Annotated in this window: 16 protein-coding genes; 7 read left to right on the top strand and 9 right to left on the bottom strand. The window is 70.8% G+C overall.

Annotation, left to right across the window (positions count from 1 at the left end):
• Positions 1-760: 760 nt before the first annotated feature.
• The gene (locus tag ABZS66_RS31465) at positions 761-1,786 is read right to left on the bottom strand and encodes a hypothetical protein (protein WP_354764003.1); all 1,026 of its coding nucleotides are present in this window, start codon (positions 1,784-1,786) and stop codon (positions 761-763) included.
• A gap of 994 nt (positions 1,787-2,780) precedes the next feature.
• On the opposite strand from ABZS66_RS31465, the gene ABZS66_RS31460 reads away from it, so the two are divergent.
• A complete protein-coding gene (locus ABZS66_RS31460) occupies positions 2,781-3,806 on the top strand; it encodes a hypothetical protein (RefSeq protein ID WP_354764001.1) in 1,026 nt (341 codons plus the stop codon).
• The gene (locus ABZS66_RS31455; protein WP_354763999.1) at positions 3,799-4,884 is read left to right on the top strand and encodes a DNA methyltransferase; all 1,086 of its coding nucleotides are present in this window, start codon (positions 3,799-3,801) and stop codon (positions 4,882-4,884) included. The genes ABZS66_RS31460 and ABZS66_RS31455 overlap by 8 nt, the downstream gene beginning before the upstream one ends.
• 662 nt (positions 4,885-5,546) lie before the next feature.
• Here ABZS66_RS31455 and ABZS66_RS31450 read toward each other — a convergent pair.
• On the bottom strand, positions 5,547-6,875 hold the full coding sequence (locus ABZS66_RS31450) for a hypothetical protein (RefSeq protein WP_354763997.1): 1,329 nt from the start codon (positions 6,873-6,875) through the stop codon (positions 5,547-5,549).
• Between the two features lie 72 nt (positions 6,876-6,947).
• Between ABZS66_RS31450 and ABZS66_RS31445 the strand changes: the two genes are divergently transcribed.
• The 4 genes from ABZS66_RS31445 to ABZS66_RS31430 all read left to right on the top strand — a co-directional run bounded on the left by ABZS66_RS31445 (position 6,948) and on the right by ABZS66_RS31430 (position 11,100).
• A complete protein-coding gene (locus ABZS66_RS31445; protein WP_354763995.1) occupies positions 6,948-8,111 on the top strand; it encodes a hypothetical protein in 1,164 nt (387 codons plus the stop codon).
• Positions 8,112-8,277: 166 nt separating this feature from the next.
• Positions 8,278-8,550 carry a hypothetical protein gene (locus tag ABZS66_RS31440; RefSeq protein ID WP_354763993.1) on the top strand — a complete coding sequence of 91 codons (273 nt, stop codon included), beginning with the start codon at positions 8,278-8,280 and terminating at the stop codon, positions 8,548-8,550.
• Positions 8,551-9,143: 593 nt separating this feature from the next.
• Positions 9,144-9,461 (top strand): helix-turn-helix domain-containing protein, encoded by a 318-nt coding sequence (locus tag ABZS66_RS31435; protein WP_354763989.1) that lies wholly within the window; start codon positions 9,144-9,146, stop codon positions 9,459-9,461.
• A 61-nt stretch (positions 9,462-9,522) separates the two neighbouring features.
• Positions 9,523-11,100: a tyrosine-type recombinase/integrase gene (locus tag ABZS66_RS31430; RefSeq protein ID WP_354763987.1), complete on the top strand. Its 1,578-nt coding sequence runs from the start codon at positions 9,523-9,525 to the stop codon at positions 11,098-11,100.
• A 325-nt stretch (positions 11,101-11,425) separates the two neighbouring features.
• On the opposite strand, the gene ABZS66_RS31425 is transcribed toward ABZS66_RS31430, so the two are convergent.
• The 7 genes from ABZS66_RS31425 to ABZS66_RS31395 all read right to left on the bottom strand — a co-directional run bounded on the left by ABZS66_RS31425 (position 11,426) and on the right by ABZS66_RS31395 (position 17,752).
• Positions 11,426-11,767, bottom strand: a complete 342-nt coding sequence (locus tag ABZS66_RS31425; RefSeq protein WP_354763985.1) for a hypothetical protein — start codon at positions 11,765-11,767, stop codon at positions 11,426-11,428.
• A gap of 150 nt (positions 11,768-11,917) precedes the next feature.
• Positions 11,918-12,304 (bottom strand): winged helix-turn-helix domain-containing protein, encoded by a 387-nt coding sequence (locus ABZS66_RS31420; RefSeq protein WP_354763983.1) that lies wholly within the window; start codon positions 12,302-12,304, stop codon positions 11,918-11,920.
• Positions 12,305-12,608: 304 nt separating this feature from the next.
• Positions 12,609-13,244, bottom strand: coding sequence for a GNAT family N-acetyltransferase (locus tag ABZS66_RS31415; RefSeq protein ID WP_354763981.1), 636 nt, complete (start codon positions 13,242-13,244; stop codon positions 12,609-12,611).
• Positions 13,241-14,758, bottom strand: coding sequence for an APC family permease (locus tag ABZS66_RS31410; RefSeq protein WP_354763979.1), 1,518 nt, complete (start codon positions 14,756-14,758; stop codon positions 13,241-13,243). Before ABZS66_RS31410 ends, ABZS66_RS31415 begins: the two co-directional genes overlap by 4 nt.
• 75 nt (positions 14,759-14,833) lie before the next feature.
• A complete protein-coding gene (locus ABZS66_RS31405) occupies positions 14,834-15,496 on the bottom strand; it encodes a GPP34 family phosphoprotein (protein WP_354763977.1) in 663 nt (220 codons plus the stop codon).
• Positions 15,493-15,723 carry a hypothetical protein gene (locus ABZS66_RS31400; protein ID WP_354763975.1) on the bottom strand — a complete coding sequence of 77 codons (231 nt, stop codon included), beginning with the start codon at positions 15,721-15,723 and terminating at the stop codon, positions 15,493-15,495. Before ABZS66_RS31400 ends, ABZS66_RS31405 begins: the two co-directional genes overlap by 4 nt.
• Positions 15,724-16,543: 820 nt before the next feature.
• On the bottom strand, positions 16,544-17,752 hold the full coding sequence (locus ABZS66_RS31395; protein ID WP_354763973.1) for a helix-turn-helix transcriptional regulator: 1,209 nt from the start codon (positions 17,750-17,752) through the stop codon (positions 16,544-16,546).
• Here ABZS66_RS31395 and ABZS66_RS31390 point away from each other — a divergent pair.
• The coding region (locus ABZS66_RS31390; RefSeq protein WP_354763971.1) for a haloacid dehalogenase-like hydrolase at positions 17,718-18,372 on the top strand (655 nt) is incomplete at its 3' end. The genes ABZS66_RS31395 and ABZS66_RS31390 overlap by 35 nt on opposite strands.

Genomic DNA, 18,372 nt, shown 5'->3' with positions numbered 1-18,372 from the left:
CGCCGTCGAGCCGTTGCGGGGCCGGTGGACCGTGAACGTGCCCGGGTTCGGGCCGCTGATGCGGCTGTGGACGGTGTATTGGTCGTCGGTGGGCTGGGTGCCGGTGGGTGGGATGAGGGCACGCAGGCGTGCCCGCAGGGTGCGGGACATGTTGGGTCACCTCCCGCCCGCGCCGCAGCGCCGACGACCCCGCGCACAGGGCGTGGGGTCGTCGGCGGGTGGCGGGGCGAATGCTCGAAAACAGCGGACAGAACGGCCGCCGCCGAGCCGGAACCCGCGTGGCGAGTGCAGGGACGCAGCCGCGAACGCGCTCGGGAGGAACTCGTCCTCCCTTTTGGGGTCGGCTGGTTGATGAGGTGTCAGCGCATCACGATGGCGCGGCACCCGAGGCGCGCAGCCGCGCGGCACTCGCAGCACGAGGGTTTGGCCCGGCGGCGGGCAGGAGCCCGGCTGCGTACAGCCGTCGGTGGCCGTGGCCGGGAACTCCTGCACTCCCCTATCCGGGTTTGTGAGCCGTGGCGAACGCCCCCTCCGCTCACAGCGGCTCACAGCCGCACACACCAGGGCCGCACCCGGCTCACAGCGGCGGCGCGCCGCTCACAGCGACCGGCCGACGCCGCTCACAGCCCAGCTCAGCGCCGCCGTCGCCATGATGTGAAAGGGCCGTGCCGCCGACACCGGTGGTGTCGGCGGCACGGCCTGAACGGTCTGGCTGCGGGAAGGACGTCGGGGTGGTCGTGCGGCGTCGCGGGGCTGCCGCTCAGACGGCAGCCGCGAGGGGCCGACCGGCGGTGGTCGCGACCGCGGCCCGGGTCTGCTGCCGGTGCGCGGCCCGCCTGCTCAGCTCCTGCTCGGCCTCCGGCGAGGCGGTCCCGGTGAGCAGCCCCTCGGCGAGGGCTCGGGCGAGCCGCTCGTCGATGCGGCGCAGCCGCATCCGCAGCGCGTCGACGGTGACACCGAGACGGGCCGCGATCGGTTCGATCGCGCGGCGGCCGAGGCGGGCGTCGATGTAGGGCTGCTCGTCGCAGGCGTCGAGGAGCCCGAGGTGCACGGCGCGCCGCACGAGCAGGTCCGGATGGCCCCACGGTCGCAGCGGGGTGCGGGGGCCGGCCGGGATGGCGTCGACGTCGTCGACGAGGACGACGTCGCGCTGCTGCGCGACGAGGGCGAGCCCGGCGCGGTGCGCCGCCCGGCACAGGCCCGCGTACGGGGCGGGCCTGGCCAGGTCGACGTGGTCGCGCAGCGCGGCCAGGAACCCGGCGAGGACTTCCGCGTCGACGTCGTCGGGGTCGCCGCGCCAGCCGCCGGCGACCAGGCCGGCGGCGTAGCGGACCAGGGCCGGCAGGGCGCACGCGGTCGCGGCGAGGACCCAGGCCGGGCCGTCGAGGCGGGCCCGGCGGATCAGCTCCCTCCACACCACGTCCAGCCCAGCCCAGTCGGTGGGATGCTCGGCCAGCCAGGTACGCAGCACGGCCAGGTTCACCACACCCTCCGGCAGTCCGAGACCGGGGTCCTGACCGGCCAGACTGGTCAGACCGGTCAGGTCGATGCTCAACGGGTCCGGGTCGCAGGTCAGCGCGGCGAACGCGGCGTCGACGCAGGCGAACGGCGAGGACGGCCAGCCCCCGTCGTCAGCGACAAGGCCGGCCGCTGCAGGCGCTGACGAGCACCCGGCAGCGGCGGCACGGCCCATCTGTGTCGGGCTGTCACCGACGGCGGCGCCAGCGGCCGTGCCACGGGTGGTGACACCGGTGCCGGGGCGGTCCAGGGTGGCGGACACGGTCATGTCACAAGCTCCTATGACAATGAAGTTCGTGGACTGACGTCGCGGGGTTGTCACGGCGACGTCCGGGGTGTCATTGCGCCACGGCACGCTCACGCGTCACTCACAGTCCTGGCCAGCGGCGCATCCGGCGGGTGACATCGACGTCGGGCCACGACGGCAACCACCGTGTCACAGGATCTTTGACATCGATTGTGATCGTTGACATCGGTCCGTGTCACAGCCATTGAGCTGCCCGTTGACACGCCGAACCCTGGTGTGACACGCCCAACCCAGGATGTCCGATCGGCGCGTCCAGCCGCGCCGGACACACGGTCACAGCGCCGCGCCGGACACGCACAGCAAGGCTGTCCGGCACTCACAGCGACTCACAGGCGCGATGACACCATGGCGGCCGGTCACCGGCAACGACGTTGACACCGCCCGATGACACTGACATCTATCGATTGACAGTCTGCGCGTGTCACAGAAGATCGTCGATTGACACGGGTCGCATGACACTCGCGACTGCTCATGGCATCGCCTCGGCGCGGGCATCTGAGCGTCCGTGACAGCGCGGCGCGCCGCGTCCGCACGGGCCCGACGCCGACGTCACTGCCACCGACCGATCCGGCGGGAGTGCGGGCGCACCGGGCCGCCATCTGACGCCCGTAGGTCACGGCGCGGAATGCATCTTTCCGACCGCCGCTGTGAGCGGTCGGGATCAGGATGGCGCGTGCTGTGAGCGGCTGGGAGTGGGCCGCTCCTGGCTGCCGGCAGGCGCCGTGAGTGGCTGTGAGTGGCTGTGAGCGGTTGGGCCTTGACAGCCGAGGCGGCTGTGAGCGGCCGACGACCGACCGCCGGCCACCAAGTGTCGCCAAGAGCGGGCCGTACGCCGCTGTGAGCGGCTGCCGCGCGCGTGTGAGCGGCTGTGAGCGGAGGGGGCGTTCGCCACGGCTCACAAATCCGGATAGGGGGATGTCAGCGCTTCACGGCGCGGCGCGGAGCCGACAGCCATATGAGCAAGCACCCGCCGCACCACCCCACCCACCCCAACACCGACCCCCATGCCGACCTTTCCGAGCCTACCGGCGCCGGCAACACCGACACCAGCACGGACGCCGAACAGTCGTCCATCGACCTGGTCGCCGGCGACCCGCCGGTCCCGATCACCGTCTGGCGCACCGCCCGCACCAGCGGCGACCACCACGCGACCATCCCCACCCGGCTGGCCCGGCGCCTCGTCGCCGCCTACAGCCGCCCCGGCGAGGCGATCGTCGACCTGACCGCCGACCACGCCCTCGCCGCTGCCAGCCTCACCGGCGGGCGCCATCACCACCGGGCCTGGTTCACCGATGTCGCCAGCCTGATCATCGGCCCGGCCACCACGAAGCCCGACAACGAGACCATGTTGGCCGACGACGAGGCCGACACCGACGTCCCGGACAGCGACGGCGAAGAACTGAACCTGGTCCTCGCGGACTGGTTCGGTGACGACCTCACCGACGCCGACCTGCCGCCGGGCGGCCCGCCGGGCATCCCGATCCCCGACGACGCGTCCCTCGCGGGCCTGACCAGCCTCGTGGTCGCGACCTGGCCCCTCGACCCGGATTCGGCTCCTAACCGGGTCCGGCTGGCCTGGCTGCTCACCGTCTGCCGGGAGCTGCTGCGTTCGGGCGGCTGCCTCGTCCTCGTCGTGGCCGTCCCAGCCGGGTACGCCGCGACCCCGGAGGACTTCAGCCCGATCGTCAATGCCGCCGCCAGGGTCGGCCTCGGCTACCTACAGCACATCGTGGCGGTCGCCGCCGACATCAGCGACGACGGGACCGGCGACGCGTTCGTCTACCACCTCGACGACGAGGAACTCCTCGCCCTGTCCAAGGCGCGCGCCGACACCGCCGGGCAGACCTGGTCGGTCGCGCACCTGCGGGTCCACGCCGACCTCCTGGTCCTGACCCCGGTCGCACACCGCGGAACATCGCGGCGCCGCGGTCGCACCGGTTCCCGCCGGACCGCCCGCAACGGGGAGGTGCACGATGGCTGAACCCCGCACCGCCCTGGCCACCGGCCCCGACGAGCCCGACCACACCGCTGGCCGCCAGGCCAACGACCACACCAGCGACCCGGCGCCCGCCGGCCGGCACCGCACCTACGACGGCCAGCACCGCGTGACCAGGTCCGCCGCCGCGGACACCGATCCCGACGGGCATGTCCGGGGGGATCCCGCCCCGGAGCGGCTGACGGTGTGGGCGACCGCGCAGCAGACCGGGCCGGTGCAGCGCCGCGGCCGGTACGTGCCGGACTCGGTCCAGCACCCCGCCCGGATGCTGCCCGCGATCGCCGCGCACGCCATCGCCGCCTACACCCAGCCCGGCGACCTCGTCCTGGACCCGATGTGCGGGATCGGCACCACCCTCGTCGAGGCCGTCCACGCCGGGCGGGACGCCCTCGGTATCGAGTACGAGTCCCGCTGGTCCGACATCGCCGACGCCAACCTCCGCCACGCCCGGACCCAGGGTGCTTCGGGCCGGGCCGGCGTCATCCGCGGCGACGCCACCGACATCGTGTCCCTCGTCCCGGCCGCCCTGACCGGGCAGGTCGCGCTAGTCGTGACCTCACCGCCGTACGGGCCGACCGTCCACGGCCTGGTCCGTACCGGCGACGAGCTCGACATCCGCGACAACCGCTACAACGACGGCACCGACCGCGGGAATCTCGCCTACCGCGACCTCACCGGCCTCGCCGACGGGTTCGCCGACATCCTGCGCGGCTGCCACACCTTGCTGCGCCCCGGCGGGACCGTCGTGGTCACCGCCCGGCCCTGGCGCAAGAACGGCGAACTCGTCGACCTGCCCTCGGCAGTCATCGGCGCCGGCGTCCGCGCTGGGCTCGTACCGACCGAGCGGTGCGTCGCCCTACTCGCCGCGGTCCGCCACGGCCGACTCGTCGCCCGGCCGTCGTTCTTCCAGCTGCAGTCGGTCCGCAAGGCCCGCGCCGCCGGCACCCCGATGCACCTCATCGCGCACGAGGACGTACTCATCTTCACCAAGCCGAGCCGAAACACGCACGCCGGTCCGCCTGGCGCCTCGTCCACATCGGACGGTTCTAGGAGGCGCCGATGACGGTCACCCACCGATATCTATCGTTCGGTGCCGGCGTAGAGCTCGGTCTGCCTGCGGCCTGACCGCCCGCGGTGAGATCCCCCGGTTCGACGCGGCGACCGCCGCCGACACGGGCTGGGAACCCACCGCCGTCTACGGCCACCTCCAACGCCTAGAGGAGATCGCCGCTGACGCCGTTTCCCGATCGTACGGGTGTCGGCCGGGAACATCCGCGCCGACGCCCTCGACCCCGCCCACCACTTCGCTCCATGCCGCTGTACACCCTCGGACCGAACGGCGAATGGGATTTTCGCGCTAGTTGGCAAAGCGGGCTGTGTCTTGACGGGCCGCGCGCGTGGCTCGACGGGAGCGGCGCCTTGATGTAAAACGAGCGCATCGGCCGCACCAAGCCACGCCCGCCGGTTCACGGTGCACTCGGACTCACCTTCGCCCTGCGGTGCTGCGACCGGCCCGCGCTGGCCAGCCACGATGTTTTCGTCGGCGAGTAGATCTTCAGCCGTCCTTCGCGCGTTGTGGGTCATCGTCGGGCAGCAGCCGACGTCACACCTCCGCGACACCGGCCTGCAGGTAGTCCAGCCCGGCGTGCAGGCCGGGCAGCAGCAACCGCGGCGGTGCACAGTTTCTCACGGACGGGTTCGATGGCCTTCCTCGCGTCGCGGCCGTCATACCGGCACCACCACGACGTCGTGTTCCCACTGGACAGCGGCCCTGGACGAGTCGGTCGCCAGCAGCCAGCCACCGGTGAAGACGCGCGAGCACTGCAAATCACAGCGCCAGATCCCGTTCCCGGACTCGACGATCACGCCCCCGGCGACGACGGCGACGGCGGACAACTCGTCGACCGTGCCGGGCAGCTCCGCCTGCACGTGGCCCGTGAAGAGGCCCACGAGCCGCAGGCGGCCAGCCGGCGTAGCGACGATCGCGTAGGACCGGCTCAAGGCGACGACCCGCTCATCCGGCTGCCCGACCCATCGCTCCCGGCCGGCCGCGGTGTCCAGCAGCACCGGACGGCCGCCGACCCGCGCCCAGAGCACGCCGGCGGCGGCGACAATCCTGACGGTCTGCTGGCAGCCCGTGCCGCCCGCGGTGCCGAGATCGAGGTCGTTCCGGCTCCACGAGACTGCTGTCTCGTCCAGGCTCGTCGCGGTCACCTCGTACCCGCACCGCACGCCGTCCCAGCGGGTGGCGATCCGCACCACCGAGCGCCCGAGCACCAGGATTCTCTCCCACGGCGACTCGACGGCCGGACCGAAGACCACCCGCCCGGTCGCCGGGTCGACGACCTCGAACCGGTCGTCCTGCCGCAGCGGCAGCAGCACAGGCGTGCCACCCGGGGCGGGTTCTGCCCGGAGGCTCTCGAACCGCGTGCCAGGGGCCCGCCAGACGCCCTCGAGCGGCCAGTCCAGGCTCCAGTCGGCCTCCACCGGTATCGTCCAGTCGGGCCGCAGGCCCCGGCGGACCTCCTCACCGGCACGGTCCGCGAGCCGGAGGCCGGACAGGGCGCACATCCCTGCCCCGGTCTCCTCGTCGCAGGAATTCCAGATCAGCACGCCGCCGAACTCGTCGACCTCGTCGGCGTCGAGGTTCGTCCAGCGCGCCAGCCCGGTCTGGGGGTCGACCAGCGAGAACCCGGTCTCGTACCGCGTCACCAGCAGCGTGCCGTCGAGCGTCTCGACAGGCTCGACCCAGCCCGGGCGGCGCCACACGTCCGCGGATCCGGCTGCGGCACCGAGGTCGTAGGCATACGTCACGCGGCCGCTGGAGCCGACCGGCTCGACGACGATGACCAGGTCGCCGACGAGATGCACCGTCGACGACAACGCCAGCCTCGCCCGCCACTCGATCGATGCCACCTCGTCCGCCCCGGGCGAGCCGGACCGCGGTTCCCGCACGAGCAGCCCGGCGAACACGCCGCAGGCCGTGAGCATGGCGACGACCGCCCGCATCCAACGCATGTCCCAGCCCGCTGACCACCCGTACCAGGCACCCATGCCGACGAAGGTAGTCGGAACGAGTCGTCGGGGGGATGCTCCGAGACGCCGCCGAGCGCGCACGATTCGGTGGTGAATCCTGCCTGGTCGGTGGTGGATGTCCGGCTCCGGTTGCGGCGGCGGCACCGCCTGGCCCGCATCCTGCGGACGGCGCGGCGTCAGTACGCGGAGAACACCGAGGACATCCCCTGGCCCGACTGGCCGTGGCGACGTCTGGCCGGGCCGTCGCTGCGCCGTGAGGCGGTCCTGACCGCCGCCGTGACGCACACCGGCTGGCGCCACGCCGCCGTGCTGGGCACCACCGTGGCGACGGCCGCGGCGCTCGTCGCGGTAGGCCTGCTCGGGCTGCCGCGCTGGCTGCCGCAGCCCTATGACCGCGCCGACGTGCTCTGGTGTGGCGCGCTCACGCTAGCGTTCCTCGCCCCCCTCCTGCTGCTGACGACGACGAACCTGCGCCCATCGGTGCAGGTGGTAACGATCGTCTTCTTTTCCGCGGCCGAGCTGGCAGCGGGCACCGTCGGCCCGGGGCCGCAGATCACCAACGCGGCCCTGTACGCCGCGCTGGCGGCCGGCCTCAGCCACCTCGCTGCCACGTTGATCCTGGTCCGGGTGCACCGCCGGCTGACACTGCGCGGCTTCGACGGGCCGGCGGGCCGGCTCCGCACCGGGCAGCTCACCGTCACCCACCTCAGCTGGCTGTTGGCGAGCCTCGTAGCGGCCACGCCGACGTGGCGCCGCCGACCGGTCCGGCGCAGGCTCCGCGCGTTGTGCCGGCGCTACGCCCGCGACCTGCACCGAGCGATGCCGGCGGTCGCCGCCGTCGACGGCGACGAACGGGCCGCCGCGCGGAAGCGGGCGGCCTGCATCGGCACGGTGCTCCACCAGGCGCACGCCCGGCTCGGGACGGCCCGGACCCGGGCCGACTACGTAGACCTGTGCGTCGACCTGCGGCGGCACATGCTCGCGGTCGCCCGCGGCGACTGGACCGAGCTGGAGGCCGCCGGGGCGGCCGTGCCGAAGCGCTCCGGGTGGCGCTCGCCCGCGACCTTCGCGCGCCCGGCAGCGTTGCTTCTGACGGCAGTCGCGTTGCCGTTCACCGCCAGATACACCGACAACCCGCTGATGGTACCGGTGCTGACGCTCGTCGTGGCGGCCGTGTTCGCGCTGCCGGGACGCAACGCGGAGACCCGCGACCAGATCTCCGGGGCGCTGCGTGACCTACAAGGCACACGGTAGCCCGACGCGACGCCCCCGCCGCCCCGTGACGGCGAGGGCGCCCGCTCTCAGACCCCGCGCACCGACGGTGTGAAGGGCCCCGGCCAGCGCGGCTCCCACGGCGACCTGACCCTGCCATCCGCCGCCGTCCGCATCGGCCAACCCCTCGGCCCCGGCCATGACCCGCATGCCGGCCACGCGCCGGGCGGTGGACCTGCGAGCGGCGTCGGCGCCAGCACTCGGCATGCCCGACAAGAGTCGTTGGGGCGGCTACGCCGTCGCCGTCACCCGCTGGGAACTGCTACTCGGCCGGGCCTTCCCGGACCCGTCACAGCCCGGCAGGCACGGCAAACCCATCCTCGCGCCGCCATTCGTCGAATGGCTGATGGGGCTGCCGCAGCAGGCCGCCGCAGCGCTGTGCCTGCTGATCGACCCGGCCCGGTACGTGGTGCCAGCATGAGCTCCGCCGAGCTCAATCAGGGCCCTGGTGCGGCGCCGCGGGCCGGGTTCGCGTACCGGCGGATCGGGCCCGTGCGGCACGCGGGCGACGGCCGAAACGCCAGCCACGCCGCGTGACGATGGATCGCTGGTCGGCCCAGGTCGGTCGCCATCTCGCCGAAGCGGCGCCAACGGCTGGGCGGCCACCGGCAGATGACCCCACCCAGCGTCACCGCCGTCGCCGCGCGAGAGCGAGCTCCCCTCAGAAGGGACAGGGTCGGCGTGCGATCCGCCGCTGCCCACACTGCCCACACCACCGTACCGGCCACCGCCACCCCACCGAAACCGCACCGACCGCCTGTGCCGTATCGGCGGCCACGCCGCGAACGCAACGGCGACCAGCAACCGCAGCGCCTACAGCACACCCATACCGATAGCGCCCAGGCCGCCAGCGCAGCATGTGCGTCACCCCCGCCGATGCCCTGATTCCGGATGCTCCGCGTGCCATAACCACTCCCTAGCACCGCCCGCTCAGACTGCCCTCCCCGGGCAACCGCTGCCGGGCAGGGGCACCGGCACAATCCACCACCACGCCTATCCACCTGGAGCTTTGCCATGCGCGATCGCCGACGGACCCGTACCCCTCACCGCGCCACCACCGCAACGCCTCCGGCCTGGACCGACGAGGCGATCCGGGCGCTCGGGGCGACCACCGACGTGGTCACCGCCGGACAGATCCTCGGCCTGTCCCGCAACACCGCCTACACCCTCGCCCGCACCGGCACCTTCCCCGTACCGGTCATCAAAGCCGGGGCGAAGTACCGCGTCCCGGTTCCCGCGCTCCTCGCCGCACTCCGTCCCGACCATGTCGACCACCACGGCCCTCCCCCGACCGCCGACAACACCGGCGCCGCCGACAGCCCACCCACATAGCCAGAAAATCCCGCAATCGACCGGCCGTGACGACTTGATCGTCACGGCCGGTCGAGCGTGGATGTCGATCGACAAACCGATGCACACCCGAGCACCGCGCCCGTTCAACCTGGAGTACTCGACCGTGAAACACGCCGGATCCGTGTTCAAACGCTGCGGCTGCCGCGACACCACCACCGGCAAGCCGCTGGGCAACACATGCCCGAAACTGCGCCGCGCCAACCGATCCTGGAACCCCGACCACGGCCTTTGGGCCTACCAACTCGAACTGCCAGCCACAGCCGAAGGCCGCCGCCGCCAACGACGCCCCGCCGGCTTCGACACGCACAAGGCCGCCGTCGACGACCTCGACCACGCCCGGCAACTGCTCGACCTCGCCGGCCGCGACCGGCGCGCCCGCACGGCCCTCGCCGACCTGCTGGAGGCCGCCGCCCGTGCCCGACTGCCGCTGCCCGACCTCGACGAGGTCCGCCGTCGGCTGCGCACCGGCAACCCGCTCACCGGTGTGCCCACCGTCGCTGAATGGCTCCCCCGCTGGCTGCAGGCCCACGACATCGACGACAACACCAGACGCACCTACGAGTCACACGTCCGGGTCCACCTCATCCCATGCCTGGGCGAGGTCGTGCTCGACAGGCTGCGCCCGCACCACATCGACGAACTCAAAGCCTGGATCAAGGCCCGCAACGCCGACATCGAAGCCGCCAAGGCCAGCACCGACCCGGACGTGCGCGCCACCGTACGCGGCGTACGCCCCACCGGCCCGGCGATGATCTCCCGAATCCGCGGCACACTGCGCAAGGCATTCAACGACGCCCTCACCAAAGGCGTCATCAGCGGCGTGCCGAACCCGGCCGCGCTGGTCAAGACCCCCAACCCGCGCCCCAAACCGATGGTCTGGGAACCCGAACGGGTCCAACGGTGGAAGACCACCGGCGAGGTACCGAGCAAGGTCATGGTCTGGACCGACGCACTCCTGGCCGAGTTCCTCGACTACGCCGCCGAACACGCCCCCGACCTGCACCCCATGTTCCAGTTCATGGCCTACCGCGGACCCCGCCGCGGCGAAGCCTGCGGACTCCTCGACGCCGAGGTCCGCCTCGGCAACAGCGAGGTCAGCATCGTCAACCAGGACACCGGCCACGGCAACCGCCGCAAACCACCCAAGAGCGAAGCCGGTAACCGCGACGTCATCCTCGACCCCGACACCGTCGCGGTCCTCACCGCCTACAAAGCCCGCCGCGCCGCCTGGCGCCTCGCCGCCGGACCCGACTGGCCCGACACCGGCATGTTCTTCGTCCAACCCGACGGTCACGCCTGGAACCCCAACACCGTCAGCCAACGCTTCCGCCGCCTCATCAAACGCGCCGGCCTCCCCCCGATCCGCCTGCACGACCTACGCCACGTCACCGCCACCATCGCCCTCGACGCAGGCATCGACATCAAAGTCGTCTCCGAACTCCTCGGCCACTCCACCACCACCCTCACCCGCGACACCTACCAAAGCGTCGTCAAACGCCTGCACCACGAAGCCGCCGGAGCCGTCGCCGAACGCGTCAAAAACAAACGCCGCCACCACAACAGCCCACCCGACCAGCCCACCGGACCCGCACATGCTGGTTGGCTAGCCAACGCGTAACCCGAAAGCCGACAGGTGAGAGCCGAACATCGTTGGCGGAAACTGTCGGCCGACCGGCCCAACGACAGCATCTCCTCGGCAGCGTCCAGTCCGACGGCCGGCGAGACGATGGTTACCGCCAGCGGCGACAAGACCGTCGCCGTTTGGCGGCTACCTGCCGCCTGACCGGCACCGACAACGCACACCGGTCAGCGGGCATGCCGCGAAGGCTGGTCGCCCGTCGTCGGGACAGCCGGAAATCCCCGCACCCCCCAAACCTTCGAGCGGGCAGCTCCCCCACGCAACTCAACGCTGACACACCAGGTCCGGTCGCCGGCCCTGACCGCTACGGCTCGCGGCGGCGCCGGTTCGCCAACCGGGCATACACCTCGCCGACGGCCTCCGCCCCGGCGGCGTCGAGCTCGGTGCGGCGGCGCAGATACCACCACCAGCGCAGCAGGACCACTAACAGCCCGGCCAGGGAAACCGTGGCGGCGAACGTACCGGCAATCCACAACTGGCCCAGCCAAACCGGCCGCGATGACACACCAGCCACCTCAACGACCATGAACGTCGCCCCTGCCGCTGCCAGCACTACGAACAGCCCGGTCGCGAAGTACCACGCCGAGCGCGCCAGCTCAGCGCGGATATGTGCGGTGTGGTCTGGGCGGTACACCGTCCGAGCCATACCGGCAGCATGGCACAACCGCGCCCGACGCTGCCGCCCACCGACGGCGGACCGCCTGGTGTGGCCCGCCACCTCCGGCCACGCCACCCTCGCCGTGACCTCTGTTCCGTTCACTACGGTGCGGTGTCCGACGCACACCCAGCCAGGGGTTCAGTTCTGTGCTGCCGGCGCGGCGGCGAGCAGCACCCGGTCGGCCGGATGGAGACACTCCTCGCCGTCGTCGGTCGTCACGGTGAGCAAAGGCACCTCAGGCCGGCAGTCGAGGATGCCGGTCTCCGACCGCAGCGGCATCCGCGCGCCGACTACCGCCCCCGCCTGCAGTGGCACGACAATCCGATCGGTGAGCGGCGTGACTCGCGTGGGGAAGCCGCGCTCCTTGATGATCAATCCCTCGCCGCGGAGGACGTCGAGCGCGTCGCGAACCGTGTCCCGGCCGCACCTGTACTCGGCCAGCAGGCGCTGCTCGGACGGCAGCGGCGAACCAGGCGCGTAAACCCCGGAGAGGATCGCCTTCCGGACGGCGTCGGCGACCGCCAAGTACCGCACCTCACCCAAACCTCGGAGCCTCATCCTCTCATCATACGGCCACAAGGCCATCTGGCGGTATCCTGAGGCGACCCTTCCGCGGAGTGCCTGCATCCGCTACTACGGTCGCCTCTCGCAGCGAATCCAAGACCTCCAACAAGCGACCGCGCCGAAGGTTAACGCTGGGCAGAGGCGGGGCGCCCGGTCTATATACCGGGCGCCCCCTTCCCGCTCCGGCTCCCACACGGTCCGGCTGCGGGGCCCTGCAGGCAGCCAGCCGTAAACAGGCTGCCTCTTCCCGCGGAGGGCCGTTGGATTACCTCGCCGAGTGTTGCGGGTGTGGCGCCGCTCCTCCGGCCGCCCGCCACATCGGGAAGAGGGTCGGGCCGCTGGGGATGTCGACGGGGAAGATCAGGCGGAACCCGAAGTGTTCGTAGATCGCTCGGGTCTGGATGCCGGTGGCTTCGAGGTAGGCCGGGACGCCGTCTTGGTCGAGTTGTGCCAGCCGGTGGCGCAGCAGTGCGCTGGCGAGTCCTTGGCCATGGCGGTCGGGGTGGACGGCGATGTGCGACAGGTAGTGGTGCGGCCGGTACTGGGGATGATGCGACTGTGTCGTCATGTCGAGCAGCACGAAGCGTCCGACCGCGTCGCCGGTGATCTTCGCGAGCCGCTCGTCGTAGTCGGGGATATTGATGTCGACGTGGTTTTCCACCGGTAGCCAGAGGGCGACGGCGTCCATGTCGGCGGTGACGTCGACCTGGCCGTGGCGGAGGAAGAATTCGGCGAGCATCCAGAAGTAGTCGGCGTATGCCGCCCGGCGCGTCTCGCGGTCTTCGATGAGCCAGTGCGCGAGGTCGCCGCCGAGGAAGGCTTCGGCCAGCGTGCCTGTCACTGGGCCGATGTTCTTGAGTCGGGCCTCGTGGACGGTGAAGTCTGCGCGGCTGGCGATCATCTGACACGCTCCGAGGCGATCGCGGCGGTGATGCGTGCTTCGGCGGTGGCGCTGGTGGCGCCCATGCCGATGAGCTCATACGTGACCGGGCGGGTCATCTTGAGGACGATCGCCCAGATGACGCCGGCGATGGCGGCGATGCCGAACAGCGACGGCAGCATCACCGGCACGATCGAGTGGGGGTCGGTGACGCCGAGGAGCACGTCGAACTGGGTGAGGGTTAGCCAGAGCATGTAGCCGAGCCCGATGGCCGCGAGGGCTGGCGCGAACGCGGTGCTCCAGATGCCGACGCCGCCCCGGTTGTCGGCCTGTGCGAAGTAGGCGATGACGGCGACCGACGTTGCGGTCATGAGGATGAGGACGCCGAGCCCGCCGAGGACGGTGAGCCAGAAGAACAGGTGCACGATCGGGTCGAGGCCGGCGGCGGCGTAGACGACGAGCACCAAGCCGGCGAGCACCGTCTGGGCGATCGAGCCCCACTTCGGCGCGTTGTTGGCCCCGGTTGTTCCGAGCCATGTCGGGAGGACGTGTTCGCGGCCGAGGGCGAAGAAGTAGCGGGCGACGGTGTTGTGGAAGGCGAGCAGTGCGGCGAACAGGCTCGTGACGAACAGGATGTGCCCGATGTCCAGCCACACGCGGTGCAGGTATGGGCTGACGAGATTGAACATCAGCTCCGTGCTGTCGGTCTTCGCCCGGTCGATGATCTGGTGCGGCCCGGCCGCGACCGACATTGCCCAGCTGCTCGCGGCGTACAGCAGGCCGATCGTGACGAGTGCCAGATAGGTGGCGCGAGGCACCGTGCGGCGCGGGTCCTTGGTTTCCTCGGCATACACGGCGGTTGCTTCGAAGCCGACGAAGCCTGCGATGGCGGTGGCGAAGCCGGCGCCAATGGTGTCGTTCCACAGCCACGAGATTGCGAGGGAGTCGTATGTGACGGTGCCGCCGGCCGGGTGTGTCACTTCCACGGCGCCGTAGATGAGCGCGATGGCGATCTCGGCGAGCAGGAGGACGGCGAGGACTTTGCCGTTGACGTCGACGCGCAGCACGCCGAGGACGCCGATCACGGCCCAGGCGATGACCGCGTACAGCCACCACGGCGCGTCGAAGCCGAGCCGTTCGCCGATGAGTCCGGTGGTGACGGCGCCGAATCCGCCGTAGAGGCCGAACTGCATGGCGTTGTAGCCGAGCATGGCCACGAACGCCGCCGCCACCCCGGCCACCCGGCCGAGGCCGCGAGCAATGTAGGAGTAGAACGCGCCGGCGTTGACGATCTTGCGGCTCATGGCGGTGTAGCCGACGGAGAAGATCGCGAGGACCACCGCGACGGCGAGGTAGGCGATGGGGATGCCGAGCACGCCGGTGACGGCCCAGCCGGTGGTCGCGCCGCCGGCCACCACGGTCATCGGGGCGGCCGCGGCCAGGACGAAGAACACGACGGCGAGCACGCCCAGCCGGTTCTGTGCGAGCGTCGCGGCGATGATGTCGTGTCGGGTGCCCGGTCTGGATCGAGGCATCTCAGGATCTCCTATATCGATAGTTGTCGATTTATTTAGGCGCACTGGTGCGGTGGCAGGGGATCGAGGGGGCGCCTACCTTGGGGCGAGCACGGATCGGCCGACGGCGGCTTCGGTTTGCCGGACGATGGCGAGCAGGCTGGGGTCGATGAGTGGCAGCACGCGGGACAGGACAAGGTTGCCGATGTTGCTGGTGTCCGGGTTCCACAACACGTGCGGCAGCAGGCCGGTGGCCTGGACGATGCCGGCCAGGAACAGGTCGGCGTGGGTCATGTCGGCTGCTGTGGTGAGTGCCCGTTCCAGCCGGAGGGCCTGCCAGGCGGCCTCGTTCACGTCGGCCGGCATTAGCGCCCGCCGCTTGCCGATCACTCGGCGCAGCTCAACCTCGTCGAGCCTCCGACTGGCCTGCATCCGTTCGGTCACCTTGGCTTCGGCGGTCACTGCGAGGAAGGCCAGCCAGGTCGGTAGGTCACGGTGCTGCGGCTGGCCAAGCAGCTGCACGTTGATGTCGTACAGCAACCTGTCCGGCGGTGACTCGTGCAGGACATACAGGCGCTCGCCGCTGACCGCGACGACCCCGGTAACCACCAGCTCGCCGAGCAACGCAGCGGCCAACCCGATCCCGAGTACACGGCGGTCAAGCCGGCGACGACCGGCCATGTAGTCGTGGGCGACAAAGTAGTAGCTGTCGGCCACCGGCATCTTCAGACGTAGCGGGCTCATCGTCGTCGTCCTCACGGGGCGTTCCGCGTGCGGGCATGATCCAGCGCGCTCCTGCGGACGCGGACTTGTCGTTCGGTGCCGCGCTGACCGTTCCAGAAGATCTCGACCCCGGTGACGTCGACCCACTCCGGATCGGGCAGCGCTGCCGGCTCAGAGGTCACGCGCAGCGTCAAGTTCCCTGTGCCGTAGCAGTAATCCGGCTCCTTCAAGTGCAGAAGGTCACCAACCTGCACCGGCCGCATCACCCACCACCCCGAACCGCCGGCAACAGCCAGTGGTGCTGGAGTAACACACGGCCACCATCCCGCACTAATCGGTCGAACGCCTCCAGACAGGACGCGCACCGCAGCGGCCCGCACACGACGCACGGTCTGCGCGGTGCCGTGGAAGCGCAACGCCACATCGGCGACAGTGGGGGGTGGACCTGCAGATGGTGCGTCGGACCCGCCGTGCGCATGAGCACATCATTTTCCGGATGGACGTGGAGGCTCGGCGGGGCGGTGGCGTGCCGGCTGCCCACCGGCACGCCACCGCGGTACCTGCGGTCGCCAGCCCGGACACTCGCGGGGGTGCGCGCCAGCGGCGCGATCGGGCGACGGGAGATCGACCAGAGGGTCGTTCCTCGGCAGGATAACCACTTGGAATCGCCCGACTGGTACCGCAGGCCAACTCGGCCGGGCCCGTTGACCTCTCGCCCGAGATCGCAGGCGCCGGCAGTGAGGTGCAGGCGGAGGGCGGGCGGCAACATTGGCGGCACCCGCCCTCTGCCGTCTCGGAGGTGCGATCCGGCCGGACGCTGGGTGTTGGCCAGCGATCGCGAATGCATGAACACCCGGGCGGGCTGCACCGACGTCGCTCCCGGCTGACCGGCGGGCCGGTCCGCGCAGTCCGTCGAGCTCAAGACATCCGCCTCCTCACGACCGTTGATCCGCGGCAGACCCCGCCGACTGTCAGGCGGGGATTGTTGCGCGGAACGAACACGACCGTATGCGCGGTGACGGATCGGAGGAGGCACTGCGGGGGAGGGACACTGTCGGTGTCCCTGCGCCCCGGTGTAGGGAGTTACGGTGTCAGACCGGCTGCTTCAAGCAGCGGGTCAAGGTCGGCCCGGATCGACGGCGTGCAGCGGGCGCCGAGCTGCCGTAAGGTCTCCCGGGCGATCAGGTTGTAACGCAGCTCGTCGCGCGAGTCGTGCAACACCCGCCCCATCATGTGGACGGCGGCCACGACGTTGTCCCGTCGCGTATAGCACCGAGCCGCATCGATGTGGAAGGTCAGCCGTCGTTCCACCGACGCGGCGTCACGGGCGTCGGTGCGCTCGATGAGCTCGACGGCCTCACGGGTGCGGCCGAGCTCGATCGCTGTGGAGATGCGGTGCAGAACTACGTTGGTTGGCCCGAAGACCATCCGATGGTGGTTGGTCTCGCCCGTACGCGCCGCGATCGTCGCCGCCGTGTCGAGCAGGTTCCACGCGTCCCGGGCGTCGTCTTCACGAGCCGCCTCGGTCGCCCCGAGCAGATGCAAGCCGCCGTAGGCCGCTAGCCGCGCCGGCGCAGGCTGGTCGCCGAGGAGCTGGCCGAGCTCGCTGATTGCTTGGCGGACCACACTGCGGGCCTGCGTCGTCTTCCCTTGCGCCGAGAGGATCATGGCGAGATTCCATGCTGCCGCCGCAGTCAGGTCGGGATCGTCGGCGTCGATGGCGCAGGCGACGGCCCGGTCGGCGACGACCCAGGACAAGTCGTACTCGCCGACCCGCTTGGTCCAGGTCCGGGCCAGCTGGTACACCGAACTGGCGACGGCGAGCGCCTGCCGCCGCTCCTCACCGGTTGACGTCTCCACCTGCGCTTGCGCCAGGCCGATCACCTCGGTGAGGTATTGCCCGACTGCGTCGTAGCGGAAGGTCGACGGCTCCTGCCAGGTGCCCCACGCGCGTTGGGCCAGGCGCCGTAGCCGCTCCAGACCTACCGGTTCCGCGCCGTGGCCGCGTTCCAGTACCGTCATGCGCACAGCGTCTGCCGCCGGATGACCGCGTCGGCCGTCCGGCATCAGCGACATCGGCACCCCCGTCAGGTCGCGCAGGTCGGACACGCGCAGGATCTGCGCGAACAGCACCAACTGCGAGAAGCGGGTCACCGTCCGGGTACCCGCTTCGATCTTCTTCATCATCGACAGCGAGATCCCGACAAGGCCGGCGAGCTCGTCCTGAGTGAGGCCGCGCCGCTGGCGGTACTGGGCGATGCGCTGCCCGATCGCCCACTCGTCAAAATCCATACCGTCACCCCCGCACGCATCGGGACCGGTTGTTCTCAGCAGGCTACGCTCCGCCTGGCAGACTCAGACGATGATCCTGCCTCGATCCATCCGCCGGTTGGTCCTGTGGGACGTCGACCATACGCTCATCGAAACGCGCGGGATGGGCGGCGACCTGTACGCGAACGCGTTCCACACGGCCACCGGGGTCCAGATGGTCCACAAAGCCGATGTGACCGGGCAGACCGAACCGTCGATCCTCACCGCGACGCTGCGGCTGCACGGCATCGACACCGACGAGCCGTACCTATCGCGGTACAAGGCCGAACTGCCCGCCGAATATGACCGGCACCGCGACGAACTCGCCCGCCGCGGCAGGGTCTTACCCGGTGCAATCGAAACACTCGCCGCGGTCGCCAACCACCCGCAGATCGTCCAATCAGTGCTCACCGGCAACCTCCGCCAAGTCGCCCAGATCAAGCTCGAAGTCTTCGACCTGGACCGTTACCTCGAGCTCGACGTCGGCGCGTACGGCGACGACGACACCGACCGGCCCAAACTCGTCGCCATCGCCCAGCAACGGGCGGCGGCCAAGTACGGCACGGTCTTCGACCGTGACAACACCATCGTGATCGGTGACA

It is taken from the genome of Dactylosporangium sp. NPDC005572, from assembly GCF_040605515.1.
Lineage (GTDB): Bacteria > Actinomycetota > Actinomycetes > Mycobacteriales > Micromonosporaceae > Dactylosporangium.
This window is presented reverse-complemented; position numbering and strand designations above follow the sequence as displayed.